Origin of the sequence: Micrococcus sp. HG099 (genome assembly GCF_024723355.1) — a bacterium.
Taxonomy (GTDB): domain Bacteria; phylum Actinomycetota; class Actinomycetes; order Actinomycetales; family Micrococcaceae; genus Micrococcus; species Micrococcus endophyticus.
On record NZ_JANQCJ010000205.1, the window covers coordinates 1 to 2,531 of the forward strand.

Consider the following 2,531-nt stretch of genomic DNA (forward strand, 5'->3'; position numbering starts at 1 on the left):
CCCACGGGGTGCGCGCCCCCGCCGACGTCGACCCCGGCCACGTCTCCGGCTTCCTGCGGGCGCTGGGCACCGGCGAGGACGGCGGGCGGCCCCTCGCGGTCCGCTCGGCGGCCCGCGTGCTCGCGGCCGTGCGCGGCCTGCACCGGTTCTGGGCCCTCGAGGGACTCACGCCCGCCGACCCCGCCCGCGACGTCCACCCGCCGAAGCCGGGCGACCGCCTGCCGAAGGCGCTCCCCGTGGAGCAGGTGACGGCGCTGCTGGAGGCCGTGCCCGTCGACACCCCCGCCGGACTGCGGGACCGCGCGCTGCTCGAGTTCCTCTACGGCACCGGCGCCCGCATCTCCGAGGTGGTCGGCCTCGACGTCGACGACGTGGTGGGGCTCGCGCAGACCGGGGACGACGGCGGCCAGCCCGTGGTCCGCCTGTTCGGCAAGGGGTCCAAGGAGCGCGTGGTGCCGATCGGCTCCTACGCGGCCGCCGCGCTCGACGCATGGCTGGTGCGGGGACGGCCCACGATCATGACGGGAGTCACACGCTCCACGCCCGCCCTGTTCGTCAACGCCCGCGGGGGCCGGCTCTCCCGGCAGTCCGCGTGGGCCGTGCTGAAGCGGGCGGCCGAGCGCGCCGGCCTCGAGGCGGACGTCTCGCCCCACACCCTGCGCCACTGCTTCGCCACGCACCTGCTGGCCGGCGGCGCGGACGTCCGCGTGGTCCAGGAGCTGCTCGGGCACGCGTCCGTGACCACCACGCAGGTGTACACCCTCGTCACCGTGGACTCCCTGCGCGAGGTCTACGCCGCCGCGCATCCGCGCGCGCGCTGAGCCCCGCACCTGATACGCTCGAGATCCGTGGTGAAACGAACTTCTCGTACTCAGACGTCCACGCGCGTCACCCGTCACGTGTTCGTGACCGGCGGTGTCGCCTCCTCCCTCGGCAAGGGGCTCACGGCCTCCTCGCTCGGCCACCTGCTCAAGGCGCGCGGGCTCAGGGTGGTGATGCAGAAGCTCGACCCCTACCTCAACGTGGACCCGGGCACCATGAACCCGTTCCAGCACGGCGAGGTGTTCGTCACCGAGGACGGCGCCGAGACGGACCTGGACATCGGCCACTACGAGCGCTTCCTCGACGAGGACCTCGACGGCCTGGACAACGTGACCACCGGCCAGGTGTACTCCACCGTGATCGCCCGCGAGCGCCGCGGCGAGTACCTCGGGGACACCGTCCAGGTCATCCCGCACATCACCGACGAGATCTGCCGCCGGATGCGCCTGCCCGCGGAGCCCCGCGGCGACCGCCCCGCCCCGGACGTGATCATCACGGAGATCGGCGGCACCGTCGGCGACATCGAGTCGCAGCCCTTCCTCGAGGCCGCCCGCCAGGTCCGCCAGGACGTCGGCCGCGACGACGTCTTCTTCCTGCACGTCTCCCTCGTGCCGTACATCGGCCCCTCGCAGGAGCTCAAGACCAAGCCCACCCAGCACTCCGTGGCCGCCCTGCGCTCGATCGGCATCCAGCCGGACGCGATCGTGCTGCGCTCGGACCGGGCCGTCCCCGACGACGTCCGCGGCAAGATTGCCCGCATGTGCGACGTCCCGCAGGACGCCGTCGTCAACTGCGCCGACGCCCCCTCCATCTACGACATCCCCCGCGTCATCCACGACCAGGGCCTCGACGCCCATGTGGTGCAGTCCCTGGACCTGAAGTTCAAGGACGTGGACTGGACCGCCTGGGACGCGCTCATGGACGCCGTGCACCACCCGGAGCATGAGCTCACCGTGGCGCTCGTGGGCAAGTACGTGGACCTGCCGGACGCCTACCTGTCCGTCACCGAGGCGCTGCGCGCCGGTGGCTTCGCCCACCGGGCCAAGGTGGGCATCCGCTGGGTGGCCGCGGACGAGTGCGCCACCCCCGAGGGCGCGGCGGCGGCGCTCGCGGACGTCGACGCCGTGTGTGTGCCCGGCGGCTTCGGCGTGCGCGGGCTCGAGGGCAAGCTCGGCGCGCTGCGGCACGCCCGCGAGCAACGGATCCCGACGCTGGGTCTGTGCCTGGGCCTGCAGTCCATGGTCATCGAGTACGCCCGCAACGTCCTCGGCCTGGAGGACGCGGACTCCACCGAGTTCGACCCGGAGACCGCCTCGCCCGTGATCGCCACCATGGCCGAGCAGGAGCAGATCGTGGCCGGCGAGGGGGACCTCGGCGGCACCATGCGCCTGGGCGCCTTCCCCGCGACCCTGCGCCCGGGCTCCGTGGTGGCCGAGGCGTACGGCACCACCGAGGTGACCGAGCGCCACCGCCACCGCTACGAGGTGAACAACGCCTACCGCGACCGCCTCGAGGAGGCCGGCCTCGCGATCTGCGGCACCTCCCCGGACGGCGCCCTTGTGGAGTTCGTGGAGCTGCCCCGGGACGTGCACCCGTACTACGTGTCCACGCAGGCCCACCCGGAGTTCTCCTCCCGGCCGACCCGCCCGCACCCGCTGTTCGCCGGCCTCGTCGCCGCCGGCCTGGCCCGCCGCGCCGACGCGGCGGCC

2 protein-coding genes are annotated in these 2,531 nt (G+C 73.6%); both read left to right on the forward strand.

The genetic code is table 11. From position 1 onward, the window contains the following. The coding region (locus NWP10_RS11545; RefSeq protein WP_258300999.1) for a site-specific tyrosine recombinase XerD at positions 1-821 on the forward strand (821 nt) is incomplete at its 5' end. A gap of 9 nt (positions 822-830) precedes the next feature. After that, positions 831-2,531 (forward strand): CTP synthase (locus tag NWP10_RS11550; RefSeq protein ID WP_258301000.1); only part of this gene is annotated, 1,701 nt, incomplete at its 3' end.